We start from the raw sequence: 16,277 nt of genomic DNA on the forward strand, positions 1-16,277 counted from the left end.
CTCTCCCGCCCGTCGCGCGTCCCCGGGCGGGGGCGGCTGCCGGTTGGCCCGGGCCGGGGGGGGGGCCGGCGGCCCCCCCCCCCGCCCCGGCCCCGTGGTCCCCTTCTTGATCGTCGGGCGCTCCCGCGTGAGCGCAAGTTCAACCCGCGGAAACATGATGATTTCACGTTTCGGAGCGCCGCGCAGCCTGCCGCCGGCGCGCTGAACCGTCCGCCGACCCGGTCGCCGAATCCAGCACGCCGAACGAAAAAAGCGATCATGGAGAGCATGATGACCAACGCCGCCGCGACTCCGCCGCCCGCCGGTCCTGGGCGCAGCGTTTGGAAACGTCGTCAGCGGGCGCTCGCGCCCTGGCTGTTTCTGGCGCCCGGGGTGCTGATGTTCCTGATCTACGTGATCATTCCGATCTTTCAGTCCATGGCCATCAGCCTTTACGAATGGGACGGGATCGGCGCGAAAACCTTCATCGGGCTGGCCAATTACGCGGAGCTGTTCGATGACGAGGCGTTCTACACCTCGTTGTGGAACAACCTGCTGTGGCTGGGGCTTTACATGCTGGCGGTGCCCGCGGGGCTGTTCGCGGCGCTTTTCCTCAATCAGAACGTCTTCGGGATACGGCTGTGCAAATCGCTGTTCTTCTTTCCCTTCGTGATCAGTCAGGTGGTGGTGGGGCTGGTCTTCACCTGGTTCTACGATCCGTCCTTCGGGCTGCTGGCCGAGGCGCTGCGCCTGGCGGGGCTGGAGCCGATCGCCATTCTCGCCGACGAGGATTACGTCACCTACGGCATCATCTTCGCCGGGCTGTGGCCCCAGACCGCCTATTGCATGATCCTGTATCTGACCGGGCTGAACGCGGTGGATCCCGAGCAGATCGAGGCCGGGCGGCTCGATGGCGCCAAGGGCTGGAAGATGCTGTGGTTCGTGGTGCTGCCGCAGCTGCGCCCGGCCAGTTTCATCGCCATGGTGGTGACGGTGATCGGGGCGCTGCGCTCGTTCGACCTGGTGTCGATCATGACCGATGGCGGCCCCTACGGGTCCAGCCGGGTGCTGGCCTATTACATGTACGAGCAGGCGCTGTCTGAATACGGGTTTCGCATGGGCTACGGCGCGGCGATCGCGGTGGTGCTGTTCGCGATCATGATGGTCTACATTTCCGGGTTCCTGTGGTCCCTGCGCCGCGCCGAACGGGAGGGCGGCTGATGTTTCCGACGCCGATCGAAAAGACCCGCCCGGCGACGCGGGCGCTCTACCGCGTCGCCCTGCCCGTAAGTCTGCTGATCTGGCTGATCCCGCTGCTGGCGGTGATGCTGACCTCGATCCGCAGCGCCGGGGACATCGCGGCGGGCAACTACTGGGGCTGGCCGCGGGAATTCAACCTGACGGAAAACTATGCGGCGATCTTCGAAAATTCGCCGATCGGCGGCTACATCCTGAATTCCTTCAAGGTGACGATCCCCACGGTGGCGGGCGCGGTGGCGCTGTCCTGCATGACCGGGTTCGCGCTGGGGGTTTACCGGTTCCGGTTCAATCTGGCGGTGTTCTTCCTGTTCATCGCCGGCAATTTCGTGCCGTTCCAGATCCTGATGGTGCCGGTGCGCGACCTGACGCTGAGCCTGGGGCTGTATGACACGTCATTGGGGCTGGTGCTGTTCCACGTCGCGTTCCAGACCGGGTTCTGCACCCTGTTCATGCGCAATTTCATCCGCGCCCTGCCGTTCGAGCTGATCGAGGCGGCGCGGGTCGAGGGGGTGAGCGAATTGCGCATCTTCTGGTTCGTGGTGCTGCCGCTGATGCGCCCGGCGATCGCGGCGCTGAGCGTGCTGATCTTCACCTTCATCTGGAACGATTATTTCTGGGCCACGGTGCTGACCCAAAGCGCGGACACCCAGCCGGTGACCGCCGGGCTGTATTCGCTGAACGGCCAGTGGGTGGCGGCGTGGCATCTGGTCTCGGCCGGGTCGATCGTCGCGGCGCTGCCGCCGGTGATCATGTTCTTCCTGATGCAAAAGCATTTCATCGCCGGGCTGACGCTTGGCGCGGTGAAGTGAGCGCGCCGGCGACATGGCGGCTTGACGCGCGCGACGCGACGCTGGTTCTGGCGGCGTTCGACGACGGCCTGCCGGAATGCGTCTGGTGGGGGGCGCGGCTGCCCGATGACGAGGACCTGGCGGCGCTGGCGCTGGCGCGGCGGCGCGCGGTCGGGGGGGCGATGCTCGACGATCCGGCGCCCATGAGCCTGTGCCCCGAGGACAGCCGCGGCTTCATGGGCCATCCGGGGCTGATCGGCGCCGGCGCCGACGGGCGGCGCTGGGCGGCGCGGTTCACGCTGCGCGACGCGACGCTCGCCCCGGGCTCGCTGGCGTTCGAGGCCGAGGACAAGGCCGCGGGGCTGGCCTTGACGCTGCGCCTGCGCATGGACCCGGCAAGCGGCATGATCGCGGCGCGAAGCCGGCTGCGCAACATCGGCGACGCGCCCTATGATCTGGCCTGGCTGGCCGCCCCGGCGCTGCCGGCGCCCGAATGCAGCGCCGAGATCATCGGGTTTGACGGGCGCTGGCGGCGCGAATTCCAGCAGACCAGCGCGCCCTGGCGGCTGGGCGCCTGGCTGCGCGAAAGCCGGACCGGGCGCTCGGGGCCCGAACATTTCCCCGGGCTGGCGGCGCCGGGGCCGGGCTGCGCGAATTGCGCCGGCGAGGCCTGGGCCTGGCATCTGAGCTGGTCGGGCGGGCACCGGATGCTGGCCGAGGAAATCCCCGACGGGCGCCGCCAGATCCAGTTCGGCGCGCTGCTGCGCCCGGGCGAGGTCCGGCTGGCGCCGGGGGCGGCGCATGAGACGCCGGAGCTGCTCGCGGTCTATTCGGGCGCCGGGCTGAACGGGATCGCGCATGCGTTTCACGATCATGCGCGGGCGGCGGTGCGGTTCCCCGTCCCGGCGCGGCCGCTGCATTTCAACTGCTGGGAGGCGGTGTATTTCGATCATGACCCGGCGGTGCTGGGCGATCTGGCGCGGCGCGCGGCGGCGCTGGGGGCGGAGCGGTTCGTGCTGGATGACGGCTGGTTTCGCGGGCGGCGCGATGACCGGGCCGGCCTGGGCGACTGGCAGGCGGACCGGGCGAAGTTCCCTGACGGGCTGGACCCGCTGATCGGCGAGGTCAACGCGCTGGGCATGGGGTTCGGGCTGTGGGTGGAACCTGAAATGGCCAATCCCGACAGCGATCTGCTGCGCGCCCATCCCGACTGGATCTTGCAGACCCCGCCGCACGCGCCGGTGACGGGGCGACATCAGCAGGTGCTGGATCTGGGGCGCGCGGAGGTCGCCGCGCATCTGTTCGCGGCGCTTGACGGGCTGCTGTCGGCGCATCGCGTCGAATATCTGAAATGGGATCACAACCGGGGGTTGGTCATGGCCTCGGGCGCTGACGGGCGGGCGGCCTACGCGGCGCAGACGCGGGCGTTCTACGCGCTGGTCGACCGGTTGCGGGCGGCGCATCCGGGGGTGGAGATCGAATCCTGCGCCTCGGGCGGGGGGCGCGTCGATTACGGGGTGCTGGGGCGCATGCACCGGGTCTGGCTGTCGGATTCCAATGATGCGCTGGAACGACTGCGCATGCAGCATGTGGCGGCGCTGTTCCTGCCCCCCGAGATCACCGGCAGCCATGTCGGGCCGCGGGTGTGCCACACCTCGGGGCGGGTGGCGGAGATGGAGTTCCGCGCCCTGGTGGCGGCGCAGCGGCATATGGGGTTCGAGTTGGACCCGCGCGAACTGACCGACGCGGAGGCGGAGACGCTGGCCCGCGCGGCGCGGTGGTGGAAGGCCAATCGCGGCTGGCTGCATGGCGGGCGGCTGCACCGGCTGGACGCGGCGCGCGGGATGATCGCGGAGGTGACTGTGGCGGCGGATGGCGGGCGGTTCGCGGCGTTTGTCGGCATCGCCGAGGCGCCCGATCGCGCCGCCCCGGCGCCGCTGCGGCTGGCGGGGCTGGACCCGGCGCGGCGCTACCGGCTGCGGCTGGCCAATCCCGGGGCGATCCCGGGCAATGTCTGCCGCCGCTTTGACAGCCCGCTCTGCGCGCCGGAGGGCTTGAATCTCAGCGGCGCGGCGCTGATGCGCGCCGGGATCCAGACGCCGATCGGATTCGCCCAGACCATGTGGCTGATCGAGGGCGAGAGGCTTGCGGATGAAACGTGAATTTCAGCCAGGGGAGGCGACCCGGTGACCCAGCGAACCTGCGCATTTCATGATCTGACCGGCGCCAGCGTGTTCCTGACCGGCGGCGGCGCCGGCATCGGCGCGGCGCTGAGCGAGGGGTTTCTGGAGCAGGGGGCGCGGGTCGCCTTCGTGCAGCGCTCCGACGCCGCCGGGTTTTGCGACGCGATGGACCGAAAGCACGGCGCGCGGCCGCTGTTCCTGCGCTGCGACGTGACCGATGTCGCGGCCCTGCAGGGGGCGATGGCCGAGGCCGCCGCCGCCCATGGCGCGATCCGGGTTCTGGTCAACAACGCCGCCAATGACCGCCGCCACGGGCTGCAGGATTACGGGCCGGCGGAATGGGACGCGTCGTTCGACGTCAACCTGCGGCCGCATTTCTTCGCCGCGCAGGCGGCGGCGCCGGGGATGGCGGCGGCGGGGGGCGGCGCGATCGTCAATTTCTCGTCGATCTCCTACATGATGGGCAATGCCGGCTATCCCGCCTATGTCGCCGCCAAGGCCGGGATCGCCGGGCTGACACGCGCGCTGGCGCGCGAACTTGGCCCCGACGGGATCAGGGTCAACGCGCTGATGCCCGGCTGGGTGCTGACGGAGCGGCAGATGGAGCTTTGGGCCTCGCCCGAATCGCTGGCGGCGCATCTGGAGCGGCAATGCCTGAAAACCCATCTGGTCCCGCGCGACATCGTCGATGCGACGCTGTTCCTGGCCTCGGGGGCCTCGCGGATGATCACCGGGCAGGCGCTGGTGGTCGACGGCGGCGTCGTGGTGACGGGATGAGCGGCGCGCGGGGCATGGGCGGGGCCGCCGGGGACGGGATCGCGGGCGCGACCGGCGCCGATCCGATCCGGGCCGACTGGATCGCCGCCGACTGGGGCGCCAGCCGGCTGCGGGTCTGGGCCATGGACGACGCCGGCGCGGCGCGCGCCGCCCGCGCCGGCGACGAGGGCATGGGCCGGCTGGCCCCGGAGGATTTCGAGGCGGCGCTGCTGCGGCTGGTCGATGACTGGCTGACGCCGGGGCGGGCGACGCCGGTGGTGATCTGCGGCATGGTCGGATCGCGCGAGGGCTGGGCGCAGGCGCCGTATTGCGCGCTCGACCGGCCGCTGGCCGCGATTGCCGCCGCGGCGGTGCGCGCCCCGGCCAGCGACCCGCGCCTTGCGGTGCGCATCCTGCCGGGCCTGCGCCAGACCGGCGAGCCCGACGTGATGCGCGGCGAGGAAACCCAGTTGGCCGGGCTGCTGCGCGCGGCCCCGGATTTCGCCGGGCTGGTCTGCCTGCCGGGCACCCACAGCAAATGGGCCTGGGTGGCGGGCGGCCGGACGGCGTGGTTTCACACCTACATGACCGGCGAATTGTTCGCGGCGATTTCCTCGGCCACGGTGCTGCGCCACAACACGGGCGGGCGCGACTGGTCGGACGCGGCCTTCGCGCAGGCGGTGGCCGCCGCCGCCGCCGCGCCTGCCAGATGGTCGCGGCGGCTGTTCGCGATCCGCGCCGCCAACCTGATCGGCGATCTGTCGCCGAGCGCGGCGCGCGCGACCCTGTCGGGGCTGCTGATCGGGCTGGAACTGGCCGACGCGCTGGATGGGCGCGCCGATGCGGGCGGCGGCGAAGTGACGTTGATCGGCGACGGGGCGCTGTCGCGGCTCTACGCCCGGGCGCTGACTGTTCTGGGGCGCGAGTCCCGGGTCGAGGACGCCGCCGCGCTGACGCTGGACGGGCTGCGATCCGCCCATGACCTGCTGAGGGAGAATTTCGATGCGTCATCGTAGGCTGATCGCCATCCTGCGCGGGGTGGCGCCCGGCGAGGCCGGCGAGATCGCCGCCGCGCTGATCGCCGGCGGCGTCACCCGCATCGAGGTGACGCTGAATTCGCCCGACCCGCTGGCCAGCATCGCCGCCATGACCTCCGCCGCCGGGGACCGGGCGCTGATCGGCGCCGGCACGGTGCTGAGCGCCGACGAGGTCGAGGCCGTCGCCGGGGCGGGGGCGCGGTTCGTCGTCTCGCCCAATGTCGACGCGGCGGTGATCGGGCGCACGAAGGCGCTGGGGCTCGCATCCTGGCCCGGGGCGTTCACGCCGACGGAATGCTTCATGGCGTTGCGGGCGGGAGCGGACGGATTGAAGCTGTTCCCGGCGTTCCTGATGGGCGCCGCCGGGGTGAAGGCGCTGCGCGCGGTGCTGCCCGCCGCCGTGCCGGTCTATGCGGTCGGGGGGGTCGATGCGCCGGATTTCGCGCCCTACGCCGCGGCGGGCTGCGACGGGTTCGGGCTGGGGTCGAGCCTGTATCGCCCCGGGGCCCCGGCGGCGGAGGTCAGGCGCCGCGCCGCCGCCGCCGCCGCCGCGCATGACGCGGCGTTCGGTTCGGGGGCATGAGCGTGGATCGGGCGCTTGGCGTTTGCTACTATCCCGAACATTGGCCGGAAAGCGAATGGGCGGCGGACGCGCGACGCATGGCCGAGACCGGGCTGACCTGGGTTCGGATCGGCGAATTCGCCTGGCGCCGGATCGAACCGGAACCGGGACGGTTCGATTTCGGCTGGCTGGATCGGGCCGTCGATACGCTGGCCGGGGCCGGGCTGAAGGTGGTGCTGGGCACGCCCACCGCCACGCCGCCGCGCTGGATGCTGACGCGCCATCCCGACATGCTGGCGCGCGACGCCGAGGGGCGGATCAGGGCGTTCGGGTCGCGCCGGCATTACTGTTTCAGCCATGCGGGGTATGGCGACGACTGCGCGCGCATCGTCGCGGCGCTGGCGGCGCGCTATGGCGCGCATCCCGCCGTGGCGGCCTGGCAGACAGACAACGAATACGGCTGCCATGACACCGCGCTGTCCTACAGCGACGCGGCGGCGGCGGCGTTCCGGGGCTGGCTGGCGCGGCGCTACGAAGACGTCGCGGCGCTGAACGCGGCCTGGGGCGGGGTGTTCTGGAGCATGGAATACGGCGATTTCGCCGAGATCGACCCGCCGAACCTGACGGTGACCGAGCCCAACCCGGCGCATGCGCTGGATTTTCGCCGGTTCAGCTCGGATCAGGTGGCGGCGTTCAACGCGCGGCAATGCGCGATCATCCGCCGCCACGCCCCGGGACGCCCGATCCTGCATAATTTCATGGGGCGCTCGGTGGATTTCGATCATTTCCGGCTTGGCGAGGATCTGGACGCGGCCAGTTGGGACAGCTATCCGCTGGGGTTTCTGGAAGACCGCATCGGCGCCGACGACGCCTGGAAGCGGCGGTTTCTGCGCCAGGGGGATCCGGATTTCCAGGCGTTTCACCATGACCTGTATCGCGCCGTCGGGCGGGGGCGGTTCTGGGTGATGGAGCAGCAGCCCGGGCCGGTGAACTGGGCTCCGTGGAACCCGGCGCCGATGCCGGGGATGCTGCGGCTCTGGGCCTGGGAGGCCTTCGCCCACGGCGCCGAGGCGCTGTGCTGGTTCCGCTGGCGCCAGGCGCCCTTCGCGCAGGAACAGATGCATGCGGGGCTGCTGCGCCCCGACGGCGCGCCGGCGCCGGGGCTGGCCGAGGCGGCGGAGGTGGCGCGCGAGATCGCCGCCGCGCCCGCGGTCGCGACCGGGCCGGCGCATGCGGCGCTGGTTTTCGACTACGAATCCGTCTGGGGCTGGGCTGCGCAGCCGCAGGGGCGCGGATTCGACGGGTTCGCGCTGGCCTTCGATTTTTATCGCGCGCTGCGCCGGGCGGGGCTGTCCGTTGACATCCTGCGCCCGGACGCCGGCGACCTGGGCGCCTATCGTCTGGCGGCGATCCCGGGGCTGATGCGCTGGCGCCCGGCGATGGTCGCGGCGCTGGCGGATTTCGCCGGCACGGCGCTGATCGGGCCGCGCACGGGGGCCAAGACCCGGGATTTCGCCATTCCCGCCCGGCTGCCGCCGGATCTGCCCCCCGGGATGCTGGATCTGCGGGTCGCGCATGCGGAATCCCTGCGGCCCAACGCCCCGGCGCCGCTGGCCCGGGGCGGGGCGTTCCGGCTGTGGCGCGAGATCGTCGAAACCGGGCCGCTGGCCGAAATCCGCGAGACGGACGCGGACGGCGCGCCGGCGCTGATCGCGCAGGGGGGCTTGCGGTATCTGGCCGGCTGGCCGGATCGCGCGGCGCTGGACCGGATCGTCGCCGAGGCCTGCGCCGAGGCGGGGTTGCCGGTGCTGAACCTGCCCGAGGGGGTGCGGGTCCGCGACGCGGGCGACTGGCGGTTTGCCTTCAATTACAACGCCGAACCGGTTGAACCCGGCGACCTCGGGGCGGGGTGGGCGGCGGCGCCGGCGACCCTGGCGCCCGGCGGCGTGGCGATGCTGCGCCGGCGCTGAGCCGAATAGGCGCGACGATTTTGCATTGGGCGGAACGAGGAGTCGCCCTTAACCTCCCGCATGTCGGACCAATCGGGGCCGCCGTGTTTTCCGGGGGATTTCATCATGGCTTCTTTCACGCTTTTCGGCGGATCAACGACGGCGCGCTCGCTGGTCAGCGGCGAAACCGGCTTCATCGGCGCGCAGGGCGCGCTGGCGGTGACCGGCGACGCCATCACCACCACCACCGGCAGCAGCGTCGACATCGTGGCGCTGGGCGGCCTGCATTCGAGCGCCGGCAACGCCATCGACATGGCCGGATCGGCGCTGGATCTGTTTGTCGGCCAGAACGGCGCCTTGGGGACGGCGCAGCAGGACGGGCTGCTGGCGAGGTTCTCCGCGTATGTATTCGTCAGCAATCAGGGCGACATGTATTCCGGCGACGACGCGATCGACGCGCGCGTCTCAGATTCCGGCGGATCGATCAAGATCAACAATCACGGCACGATCGCAGGCAAGAGCGACGCCATCGTGACAAGCTCCGGCACGTCGGACACGCGCATCGTCAATTTCGGCGACATCACCGGCGGATTCGGCGGCATCGACCATCTGGACGGGGTGGCCGTCGTGATCAACCGGGGCAGCATCTCGGGCCAGAGCTACGGCTTTGACGGCAGCGACGACAAGGACACCCTGCGCAATTTCGGATCCGTCGACGGCGGGGTCATTACCCGCGGCGGCGCCGACGTGGTGGTCAATCGCGGCGAGATCGATTTCGTCCAGCTTGGCGAAGGCGCAGACATCTACAAGGGCCGCGGGGGCCATGTGGAGGATTGGGTGGACGGGCAGGCCGGCGCCGACATCCTGCGCGGCGGCCGCTTCGACGACCAGATGCGCGGCAGCCTCGGGGATGACACGCTGTATGGGCGCAATGGCGACGACGAACTGCGCGGCGGCGCCGGCAATGACACGGTGTTCGGCCAGCGCGGCGATGACGACCTGCGCGGCGGCGGCGGCGCCGACGTGTTCGTGTTCGCCGCCAAGGGCGGGTTCGACACGGTCCATGACCTGCAGAGCGCCGACAAGATCGATTTAAGCCGCATGGGCATGCTGAACTACGCCACCGACGTGCAGCCCAATGTGTTCGACGCCGCGGGCGGGGTGCTGATCGATCTGGACGCCGACTATGATTTGCAGATTTTCCTCAAGGGCGTCAGCGTCGCTTCCATCACCGCAAGCGATTTCATCTTCTGAGGTTTTTCACGGGGCGGGTCGGGATCCGGTCCGCCCTTCATTTCGCCATGGCGATTGCGCGCCCCTGACGCGTGGCCCGGAGCGGGCGGCGTCAGGGGTCAGGGGTGCGCCAACGCCCCGGACAGGCCCTCGACCACGCGTTGCAGGGCCAGCATGCCGGGATCGTCGAGCCCGACGCTTTTCGCGCCATACATGCGCGCCCGCCCGAGTTTCGACTGGCGGTCGCGGAAATCGTCGAGCGCCGCGGCGGCGGCGCGTTCGCAGGCGGCGCGCAGGGGCGCCGGCCGGATGTCGGCGGCGTCGAGCCCGGCGCAGGCGGCGCGCATGGCGTCGAGCCCGTCGAGCACGGTCTTGTCGCCGAGCGCCGCCTTGCCGCGTTTCATCATCGCCGCCTGCGCCCCGGCCAGCAGATCGGGGATTTCGGACCACGGCGCCGCGGTCCGTCCCTTGCAGGCCTTGGCGGCGCTCATCAATCCGGTGGCCAGCAGGGTGCCGTAGCTGGACCCCGAGACCCGGGTGAAGGCCTTGGCGCAGGCCAGAAACGCCATGCCCAGATCATCGGGCAGGTCGTCGGCGATGGCGGCGAGTTCGGCCATGCCCCGCTGCATGGTGATGCCCAGATCGCCGTCGCCGAGCCGCCCGTCGGCGGCGTTGAGATCGTCGGCCCAGGCGACCATGTGCGGGGCCAGCGCGCCGATCCCGGCGCGCAGGCTGTCGGTGGTGAGCCCGCCCATGGGATCAGACCCGCCAGAAGGCGCAGGAGGCCGGGGCCCTGAGCAGCGTTTCCAGTTCGTCGTCGAGCCGGCAGACGGTCATGGTGGCGCCGGTCATTTCCATGGAGGTGGCGTAGCGCCCCACCAGCGGCATGACGATGGTCACGCCCGCCGCGTCGAGCATGGATTTCGCCTTGGCATACATGATGTAGAGTTCCTCGGCCGGGGTGGCGCCCAGCGAATTCACCATCAGCGACACCCGGTCGCCGCGCGCCAGCGGCATGTCGGCGAGCAGACGGTCGAGCATTTCGGCGGTGATCTCGTCGGCGGGCCTGAGCTTGTCGCGCCAGATGCCCGGCTCGCCATGGATGCCCATGCCCATTTCCATTTCATCCTCGGCGATCTCGAAGGTCGGCTTGCCGGCCTCGGGCACGGTGCAGGAGGTGAGCGCCATGCCGATGGAGCGGCAATTGTCGGCGGTTTTCTGCGCGATCCGCGTCACCTCGGCCAGATCGGCCATGGTCTCGGCCATCGCCCCGGCGGTCTTGAAGGCGTAGACCATGCCGGCGACGCCGCGGCGCTTTTCGGAGTCTTCGGGCGGGGCGCTGGCCACGTCGTCGGCGAGCAGCACGGTGGTCGAGTCGATGTCGTCCTCCATCTCGACCATCTCGCCGGCCATGTCGAAATTCATCACGTCGCCGCCGTAATTGCCATAGAGCCGCAGCACCCCGGCCCCGCCGCTGGCGGCGCGCATGGCGTCGGCCATCTGGTCGGCGGAGGGCGAGGCGAACACCGCGCCGATCGCCGCCGCGTCGAGCAGCCCCTGGCCCACATAGCCGGTGAACACCGGCAGATGCCCCGAGCCGCCGCCGGTGACCACGCCGACCTTGCCCGGGACGGCGCCGCTGGCGCGGGCGATCACCCGGGGGGTGGGCTGGGCGTAGTTTTCGGGATGGGCGGCGCACATGCCGGACAGCATCTCGTCGACGTAATCCGCCGGGTCGTTGAGGATTTTCTTCATGGTGATGTTCCCTTGCGCGTGCCGCCACGCATGCGTCCGGGGCGGGCGGGCGCCCGCCCCGGACGGCGCGGCGCCGGCTAGATCTTGTAGCCCAGCTTGCGCGCGCCGTTGATGAAGTTCAGATACTGGCGCTTCTGGCTGTCGAGCCCCAGTTTCTGGGAGATCTTCACCCATTCCTCGGCCGCCTCGTCCAGCGCCTGCTGGCTGGTCAGCGTGCCCGACACCGCCTTGGAGATGTTGCGCCCCAGCGCGTCGGCGTATTCGGGCGCGCCTTCCCAGAACAGCTGCGGGTAGCCGACCTCGATATTGGCGAGACCCGCGTCGAGGTGGTTTTCGGCGGTGCCCATGGTCTTGAAGATGCCGGAGTTGGTTTTCCACAGCTCGTTGTCGGTGCCGCGCTGGGGGTTGGGCTGGAGATACAGCTCAGCCGCCGCCTTGCCGTAATGGGTCTTGCCGTAGGGATCGGAGCCGCAATATTCGTCGGCCACGAATTCGTTGGAATAATCCGGGTGCGACATGCGGTAGATGAAGTAGAACGCCGCGTCCTTCACGTCCTGGGGCAGGTTCTTGGGGATCGAGGCGGTGCGGCACCACAGCGACATGGCCCGGTTGGTGATGGAGCCGTCGTCGTTCTTCCAGCCCGGGACGATGGCGGCGCGCTGGTCCTCGGCGCGTTCGACGCCCTGCTGCTGGACGGTGAATTCGGCGAGGTCGATCCACCAGATCGACATCACGTCGGAGCCCGACTGCCAGCGCTGGATGGTGGTGCCGATGTCCATGGCCTCGGCGCCCGGGGGGCCGAACTTGATGATTTCCTTGTAGATGTCGAGCGCTTCGGCGGCCTTGCCCTGGTTGATCACCGGGTTCATGTTCTCGTCGAAATAATTGACCCCGGCGGAGGCCGCGATGTTCATCCAGAAGCCCCAGCCGAAGCTGGGCGGGTTGACCACCATGGAGGCGCCGTAGACGCCTTCGCCCGACAGTTCCTCGGTCATGAACTGGGTCACGTCGATGAAGTCGTCCCAGGTCTTGGGCACCTCCAGATTGCGCTGGAAGCGTTTGGAGAATTTTCCCTGCAGGTCGGCGCGTTCGAAGAAGCTTTTGCGGTAATGCATGACGTGGATGTCGCCATCCAGCATGACGCCGTAATTCTTGCCGTCCCACTTGGTGTAGAATTCGGAATAGGCCGGCATCACCCAGTCGAGATAGTCCTGCGAGCCCTCGTATTGCGCGTAGTAGTCGTCGAGGGGTTCGAGCTGGCCGGTCTCCGCGAAGGCGCCGAAGAACAGGCTGGGGTATTGCACCCAGTCGAAACGCGGCTTGCGCGACAGCAGTTGCGGCAGGATCTTGGCCACCGCGTCGCCGCCGTCGTAGTTTTCGCGCCCGCCGATGCCGACCCCGGCCTCGGCCTCGATCAGCGGCGACAGCCAGAGCGGGGCGTGCAGCCAGTTGGAATCCTGAAAATAGTTGAGCTTCACGTCCTTGAACAGTTTCTTGCCGGGGGGCACCGCGATCCCCGCATTGGCCGGGCGGATCAGCCCCGGGCTCGCCGCCGCGGCCCCGGCGCTGATCGCCACGTTGCGCATGAATTTCCGTCTGGTGATCCCGCTGAAAATGCTCATCTTGGTTCCTCCTGGTTGGTCGTTTCCTCGGTTCTTTGCTTGTCTGTTTCTTGTGGTTGGCCTGCGCGCGCCGGGGCGGGTCAGGCGATCAGTTTCGTGGTCTCGGGGTCGAAAAGCAACATGTCCCCGGGGGCGTAGCGCAGGCTGACCGCCTGTCCGCGCGCCGCCTCCGTGCCCGGGGGGACCAGCGCGCGGAACAGCTGCGCGCCGGCCTTCACGGTGAGGATCGAGCGTTCGCCGAGATATTCGTTGATATGCACGACGGCGTCGAGGACGCCGTCCGCGGCGCCGTTTGCCGCCCCATCCCCGGCGCCGTCGGCCAGCCCCAGATGCTGCGGGCGCAGGCCCAGCGTCACCCGGTCGAGCCCGCGCGCGGCGATCCGGTCGGCGAGCCCATCGGGGGGCGTGAAGGCGAGCGCGCCGTCGCCGGTGGTCAACCGCATGACGTCGCCGTCGCGCGCCACGGCGAGATCGAAGAAATTGGTCGGCGGCTCGCCGATGAAATCGGCCACGAACACGTTGGCGGGGGTGCGGTAGAGGTCGTTGCGCGCGCCCGCCTGCTGAAGCAGCGCATGATCCATCACCGCCACCCGGTCGGCGAGCGCCAGGGCCTCGACCTGATCATGGGTGACGTAGATCATGGTGCGGCCCATTTCGCGATGCAGGATCTTCAGGTCCAGCAGCATCTGGAATTTCAGGTTGGAATCCAGGTGGCTCATCACCTCGTCGAGGATGAACACGTCGGGATCGCGGATCAGCGCGCGCCCGAGGCTGACGCGTTGCTGTTCGCCCCCCGACAGGGCGAAGGGTTTCTGGTCGAGGATGTTTTCAAGCCGCATGATCTGCGCGATGCGGTCGATGCGGCGCTTGCGTTCGGCTTCGTCCATGCCGCGCACTTCCAGCGGAAAGCCGAGGTTTTCGGCGATGGTGAAATTGGGGTAGAGCGCGTAGGTCTCGAAGGCCATGGCGACGTTGCGCGCGCCGGGGTCGAGATCGTTGACCCGGCGCCCGTCGAACAGGATGTCGCCCGAGGTGACGGTTTCCAGCCCGACGATCATGCGCAGGGTGGAGCTTTTTCCGCAGCCCGAAGGCCCGAGCAGCGCCACGAATTCGCCGTCGGCCACATCGAGGTTGAAATCCTTCACCGCATGCACCGGCCCGTGGCGCGAGGGGTAGATCTTGTTGACGTTTTCCAGCGTGATTCGCGCCATCTAGATCGCCTTTCCGCTTTGCGCGTCGAACAGGTGGAAGGCGGCGGATTCGACCGCCAGCCGCACCGGCTGGTCATGGGCGAAGATGTCGTCGGGCGGCCCCAGCGCGGTGAGCTTCACGCCGCCGGCGTCGACGATGATGATCGAGGTGGCGCCGAGCGCCTCGAACACGTCGACGCGACCCTCGATCACCTGGCGCCCGGGGCCGGGGGGCTCGCCCTCGGCGAGGACGCGCAGGTGCTGGGGGCGGATGCCCAGCGCCACGGCGCCGGATTTCCGGCCGTTCAGCCGCCGGGTCTGGGCGTCGCTGAGCGCCACGCGCAGCCCCGCCGCCGCCAGCATGGTGACGCCGTCATCGGCGGCGACGGCGGTCTCCACCACGTTGATCGCCGGCTGGCCCAGATTGCGGGCCACGAACAGGTCGTCGGGGTTTTCGAACAGGTCGCGCGGCGAACCGGTCTGCACCAGCCCGCCGCGGCCCATGACGCCGATGCGATCGCCGAGCGACAGGGCCTCGGCGTAATCGTGGGTGACGTAGAGCGTGGCGACGCTGCGCAGCGCGTCGAGCGTGTGGAACTGTTCGCGCAATTCGTGGCGGATCTTGGCGTCGAGATGGGAAATCGGTTCGTCGAGCAGAAACACGTCGGGGGCGGCGACCAGCGTGCGCCCCAGCGCGGTGCGTTGCTTCTGCCCGCCGGAGATCTCGCCGGGCCTGCGGTTCAGCAACTGGTCGATGCGCAGCAGGCGGGCGACCTCGCCGACCCGGGTCTCGATCTCCGCGCGGCCCATGCGGCGCGCGATCAGCGGGCTGGCGATGTTCTGGAACACGGTCATGTGCGGATACAGCGCGTAGGATTCGAAGGTCATGGCCACGCGGCGGCGATAGGGCGGGGTGCGGGTGACGTCGCGATCGCCCACCAGCACCCGCCCGGCATCGGCGACTTCAAGCCCGGCGATCAGGCGCAGCAGCGTGGTCTTGCCGATGCCGCTGGGGCCGACGACGACGAAGAACTCGCCTTCCTCGACGCTGAGGTCAAGGCGGTCGATGACCGGAAAATCCCAGCCCTTGCACAGCCCCTCGATCTGCAGTCTGGCCATGGGCTACCCTTTCACAACGCCGAGCGACAGCCCGCGCACCATGTAGCGGCGCAGCAGGATGAACAGGGTCACCGGCGGGATCATGGCGATCAGCGAGAAGGCCATCTGCAGGTTCCACAGGGTCTGGCTGCCATGGGTGAAGGTGGGGATGACGATGGTGAAGGTTTTCACCGCCGAGCCGACGAACAGGTTGGCGAACAGGTATTCGTTCCAGGCGAAGATCCAGCACAGGATGCCCACGGACACCATGCCCGGCAGCACCAGCGGCAGGGTGACGCGGCGAAACGCCTGAAACGGGGTGAAGCCGTCGAGATAGGCGGCTTCCTCAAGTTCGCGCGGGGCGTCGCGGAAGAACACCATCATCAGCCAGGTGGCCAGCGGCATGTTGAACACCAGGTAGAGGATGATCAGCGACATGTAGCTGTCGGTGCCCCAGGGCATGGCGTCGAACAGGAAGAACATGGGGATCAGGATCGCCACCGGCGGGAACATGCGGTTGGAGAGGATCCAGAAGGCCAGGTTCTCGCCCCCCGCCTGGCGGGGAAAGCGGGCGAAGGCGTAGCCCGCCAGCGTGCCGAGGAACAGCGACAGCGCGGTGTTGCCGGTGGCGATGATGAAGCTGTCGATCAGCGCCTTGAAGTTCGAGGGGTCGGCGAACACCGCGGCGAAGTTGCCCGGATGCCATGCGTCGGGCCAGAAGGTGGGCGAGGTGAGGTTGGTTTCGGCCGCCGACTTGAAGGCGGTGATCACCTGCCAGTAAAGCGGGAACAGGGTGAAGGCGATCCAGACGCCGAGGAACAGCAGCAGCAGCCATTTGATCAGCGTGTAGTTCTTTTCGCTCATG

14 protein-coding genes are annotated in these 16,277 nt (G+C 69.3%); 8 read left to right on the forward strand and 6 right to left on the reverse strand.

Going from position 1 to position 16,277, the window contains the following annotated elements; translation table 11 throughout:
- The first annotated feature begins 270 nt into the window (after positions 1-270).
- From AC1HC7_RS15430 to AC1HC7_RS15465, 8 genes are all read left to right on the forward strand, one after another.
- On the forward strand, positions 271-1,200 hold the full coding sequence (locus tag AC1HC7_RS15430) for a carbohydrate ABC transporter permease (protein ID WP_479496129.1): 930 nt from the start codon (positions 271-273) through the stop codon (positions 1,198-1,200).
- Positions 1,200-2,048: a carbohydrate ABC transporter permease gene (locus AC1HC7_RS15435; RefSeq protein ID WP_479496130.1), complete on the forward strand. Its 849-nt coding sequence runs from the start codon at positions 1,200-1,202 to the stop codon at positions 2,046-2,048. The genes AC1HC7_RS15430 and AC1HC7_RS15435 overlap by 1 nt, the downstream gene beginning before the upstream one ends.
- Positions 2,045-4,189, forward strand: a complete 2,145-nt coding sequence (locus AC1HC7_RS15440; RefSeq protein ID WP_479496131.1) for an alpha-galactosidase — start codon at positions 2,045-2,047, stop codon at positions 4,187-4,189. Before AC1HC7_RS15435 ends, AC1HC7_RS15440 begins: the two co-directional genes overlap by 4 nt.
- Before the next feature lie 24 nt (positions 4,190-4,213).
- A complete protein-coding gene (locus AC1HC7_RS15445) occupies positions 4,214-4,987 on the forward strand; it encodes an SDR family NAD(P)-dependent oxidoreductase (RefSeq protein WP_479496132.1) in 774 nt (257 codons plus the stop codon).
- The gene (locus tag AC1HC7_RS15450) at positions 4,984-5,982 is read left to right on the forward strand and encodes a 2-dehydro-3-deoxygalactonokinase (protein WP_479496133.1); all 999 of its coding nucleotides are present in this window, start codon (positions 4,984-4,986) and stop codon (positions 5,980-5,982) included. Before AC1HC7_RS15445 ends, AC1HC7_RS15450 begins: the two co-directional genes overlap by 4 nt.
- Positions 5,969-6,586 (forward strand): 2-dehydro-3-deoxy-6-phosphogalactonate aldolase, encoded by a 618-nt coding sequence (locus AC1HC7_RS15455; protein WP_479496134.1) that lies wholly within the window; start codon positions 5,969-5,971, stop codon positions 6,584-6,586. Before AC1HC7_RS15450 ends, AC1HC7_RS15455 begins: the two co-directional genes overlap by 14 nt.
- The gene (locus AC1HC7_RS15460) at positions 6,583-8,535 is read left to right on the forward strand and encodes a beta-galactosidase (RefSeq protein ID WP_479499190.1); all 1,953 of its coding nucleotides are present in this window, start codon (positions 6,583-6,585) and stop codon (positions 8,533-8,535) included. The genes AC1HC7_RS15455 and AC1HC7_RS15460 overlap by 4 nt, the downstream gene beginning before the upstream one ends.
- 105 nt (positions 8,536-8,640) lie before the next feature.
- Positions 8,641-9,768, forward strand: a complete 1,128-nt coding sequence (locus AC1HC7_RS15465; protein ID WP_479499191.1) for a calcium-binding protein — start codon at positions 8,641-8,643, stop codon at positions 9,766-9,768.
- Between the two features lie 98 nt (positions 9,769-9,866).
- Here the strand turns inward: AC1HC7_RS15465 and AC1HC7_RS15470 are convergent, their stop codons facing one another.
- From AC1HC7_RS15470 to AC1HC7_RS15495, 6 genes are all read right to left on the reverse strand, one after another.
- Complete coding sequence (locus AC1HC7_RS15470; RefSeq protein ID WP_479496137.1) at positions 9,867-10,502, reverse strand: dihydroxyacetone kinase subunit L; 636 nt, start codon at positions 10,500-10,502, stop codon at positions 9,867-9,869.
- Between the two features lie 4 nt (positions 10,503-10,506).
- Positions 10,507-11,502 carry a dihydroxyacetone kinase subunit DhaK gene (locus AC1HC7_RS15475; RefSeq protein WP_479499192.1) on the reverse strand — a complete coding sequence of 332 codons (996 nt, stop codon included), beginning with the start codon at positions 11,500-11,502 and terminating at the stop codon, positions 10,507-10,509.
- Between the two features lie 77 nt (positions 11,503-11,579).
- Positions 11,580-13,124, reverse strand: coding sequence for an ABC transporter substrate-binding protein (locus AC1HC7_RS15480; protein WP_479496139.1), 1,545 nt, complete (start codon positions 13,122-13,124; stop codon positions 11,580-11,582).
- 80 nt (positions 13,125-13,204) lie between these two features.
- Positions 13,205-14,335 carry an ABC transporter ATP-binding protein gene (locus AC1HC7_RS15485; RefSeq protein WP_479496140.1) on the reverse strand — a complete coding sequence of 377 codons (1,131 nt, stop codon included), beginning with the start codon at positions 14,333-14,335 and terminating at the stop codon, positions 13,205-13,207.
- Positions 14,336-15,433, reverse strand: a complete 1,098-nt coding sequence (locus tag AC1HC7_RS15490) for an ABC transporter ATP-binding protein (RefSeq protein ID WP_479496141.1) — start codon at positions 15,431-15,433, stop codon at positions 14,336-14,338. It abuts the gene before it with no gap.
- A gap of 3 nt (positions 15,434-15,436) precedes the next feature.
- Positions 15,437-16,276, reverse strand: coding sequence for a carbohydrate ABC transporter permease (locus AC1HC7_RS15495; RefSeq protein ID WP_479496142.1), 840 nt, complete (start codon positions 16,274-16,276; stop codon positions 15,437-15,439).
- Between the last annotated feature and the right edge of the window lies 1 nt (position 16,277).

The organism is Oceanicella sp. (assembly GCF_056449545.1).